Origin of the sequence: Aeromonas sp. S11(2024) (assembly GCF_041402345.1) — a bacterium.
Classification (GTDB): Bacteria; Pseudomonadota; Gammaproteobacteria; order Enterobacterales; family Aeromonadaceae; genus Aeromonas; species Aeromonas veronii.
The window spans coordinates 1-2,981 of the sequence record NZ_JBGLRC010000055.1 but is presented as its reverse complement, the minus strand read 5'-3'; the positions used below and the strand labels follow the sequence as shown (position 1 = coordinate 2,981).

General features: G+C 52.6%; 1 rRNA gene. It reads left to right on the top strand.

Features of this window, described 5'->3' with window-relative positions:
* Window positions 1-156 precede the first annotated feature (156 nt).
* A 23S ribosomal RNA gene (locus ACB040_RS20650) occupies window positions 157-2,981 on the top strand; the annotation flags it as partial.

Sequence of the window (2,981 nt, the reverse complement as noted above, 5' to 3'; positions counted from 1 at the left end):
TGCTCTTTAACAATCTGGAAAGCTGATTTAAAAAGTAGTTCTCAAACATTTGTTACAAGTGCTTTGGAAACTTCTTGGCGAAAACCAAATTTTATTTGGTCCTTGTTGTACGACAACAGGCTGTGCCGGTTTCACCGACACTTCTTGGGGTTGTATGGTTAAGTGACTAAGCGTACATGGTGGATGCCTTGGCAGTCAGAGGCGATGAAGGACGTACTAACCTGCGATAAGCTGTGAGAAGTCGGTAAGAGACGCTATTACTCACAGATTTCCGAATGGGGAAACCCACCCGAGATAACTCGGGTATCTGTTACTGAATACATAGGTAACAGAGGCGAACCGGGAGAACTGAAACATCTAAGTACCCCGAGGAAAAGAAATCAACCGAGATTCCCTCAGTAGCGGCGAGCGAACGGGGATTAGCCCTTAAGCATCTTGGAAGTTAGTGGAACGGTCCTGGAAAGGCCGGCGATACAGGGTGATAGCCCCGTACACGAAAACAACCTTGATGTGAAATCGAGTAGGGCGGGACACGTGACATCCTGTCTGAATATGGGGGGACCATCCTCCAAGGCTAAATACTCCTGACTGACCGATAGTGAACCAGTACCGTGAGGGAAAGGCGAAAAGAACCCCTGTGAGGGGAGTGAAATAGAACCTGAAACCGTGTACGTACAAGCAGTGGGAGCCCTTCGGGGTGACTGCGTACCTTTTGTATAATGGGTCAGCGACTTACATTTTGTAGCGAGGTTAACCGTATAGGGGAGCCGTAGGGAAACCGAGTCTTAACTGGGCGTCTAGTTGCAAGGTGTAGACCCGAAACCGGGTGATCTAGCCATGGGCAGGTTGAAGGTTGAGTAACATCAACTGGAGGACCGAACCCACTAACGTTGCAAAGTTAGGGGATGACCTGTGGCTGGGGGTGAAAGGCCAATCAAACTCGGAGATAGCTGGTTCTCCCCGAAAGCTATTTAGGTAGCGCCTCGGACGAATACTACTGGGGGTAGAGCACTGTTTGGGCTAGGGGGTCATCCCGACTTACCAACCCCATGCAAACTCCGAATACCAGTAAGTAATATCCGGGAGACACACGGCGGGTGCTAACGTCCGTCGTGAAGAGGGAAACAACCCAGACCGCCGGCTAAGGTCCCAAAGTTCTGGTTAAGTGGGAAACGATGTGGGAAGGCTCAGACAGCTAGGATGTTGGCTTAGAAGCAGCCATCATTTAAAGAAAGCGTAATAGCTCACTAGTCGAGTCGGCCTGCGCGGAAGATGTAACGGGGCTCAAACCAGGCACCGAAGCCGCGGATTCACACTTATGTGTGAGTGGTAGGGGAGCGTTCTGTAAGTCTGCGAAGGTGTATCGAGAGGTATGCTGGAGATATCAGAAGTGCGAATGCTGACGTAAGTAACGATAAAGGGGGTGAAAAGCCTCCTCGCCGGAAGACCAAGGGTTCCTGTCCAACGTTAATCGGGGCAGGGTGAGTCGACCCCTAAGGCGAGGCCGAAAGGCGTAGTCGATGGGAAGCAGGTTAATATTCCTGCACGACTTGTAATTGCGATGGGGGGACGGAGAAGGCTAGGTGGGCCAGGCGACGGTTGTCCTGGTGAAAGTGCGTAGGTGGTGTTTCTAGGCAAATCCGGAGACACAACACTGAGACACGAGACGAACGCACTACGGTGTGGAAGCCATTGATGCCCTGCTTCCAGGAAAAGCCTCTAAGCTTCAGATTACAAGTCATCGTACCCCAAACCGACACAGGTGGTCGGGTAGAGAATACCAAGGCGCTTGAGAGAACTCGGGTGAAGGAACTAGGCAAAATAGAACCGTAACTTCGGGAGAAGGTTCGCTCTTGATGGTGAAGTCCCTTGCGGATGGAGCTGTCGGGAGTCGCAGTGACCAGATGGCTGGGACTGTTTATCAAAAACACAGCACTCTGCAAACACGAAAGTGGACGTATAGGGTGTGACACCTGCCCGGTGCCGGAAGGTTAATTGATGGGGTTAGCGCAAGCGAAGCTCTTGATCGAAGCCCCGGTAAACGGCGGCCGTAACTATAACGGTCCTAAGGTAGCGAAATTCCTTGTCGGGTAAGTTCCGACCTGCACGAATGGTGTAACCATGGCCATGCTGTCTCCACCCGAGACTCAGTGAAATCGAATTCGCCGTGAAGATGCGGTGTACCCGCGGCTAGACGGAAAGACCCCGTGAACCTTTACTACAGCTTGGCACTGAACATTGAACCTACATGTGTAGGATAGGTGGGAGGCTTTGAAGGCGTGACGCCAGTTGCGCTGGAGCCGTCCTTGAAATACCACCCTTGTATGTTTGATGTTCTAACGCAGGGCCCTGAATCGGGCTCGCGGACAGTGCCTGGTGGGTAGTTTGACTGGGGCGGTCTCCTCCCAAAGAGTAACGGAGGAGCACGAAGGTTGGCTAATCCTGGTCGGACATCAGGAGGTTAGTGCAATGGCATAAGCCAGCTTAACTGCGAGACGGACAGGTCGAGCAGGTACGAAAGTAGGTCATAGTGATCCGGTGGTTCTGAATGGAAGGGCCATCGCTCAACGGATAAAAGGTACTCCGGGGATAACAGGCTGATACCGCCCAAGAGTTCATATCGACGGCGGTGTTTGGCACCTCGATGTCGGCTCATCACATCCTGGGGCTGAAGTCGGTCCCAAGGGTATGGCTGTTCGCCATTTAAAGTGGTACGCGAGCTGGGTTCAGAACGTCGTGAGACAGTTCGGTCCCTATCTGCCGTGGGCGTTGGATGATTGAAGGGAGTTGCTCCTAGTACGAGAGGACCGGAGTGAACGAACCTCTGGTGTTCGGGTTGTCACGCCAGTGGCACTGCCCGGTAGCTAAGTTCGGAATCGATAACCGCTGAAAGCATCTAAGCGGGAAGCGAGCCCTGAGATGAGTCATCCCTGACCCCTTGAGGGTCCTAAAGGGCCGTTGGAGACCACAACGTTGATAGG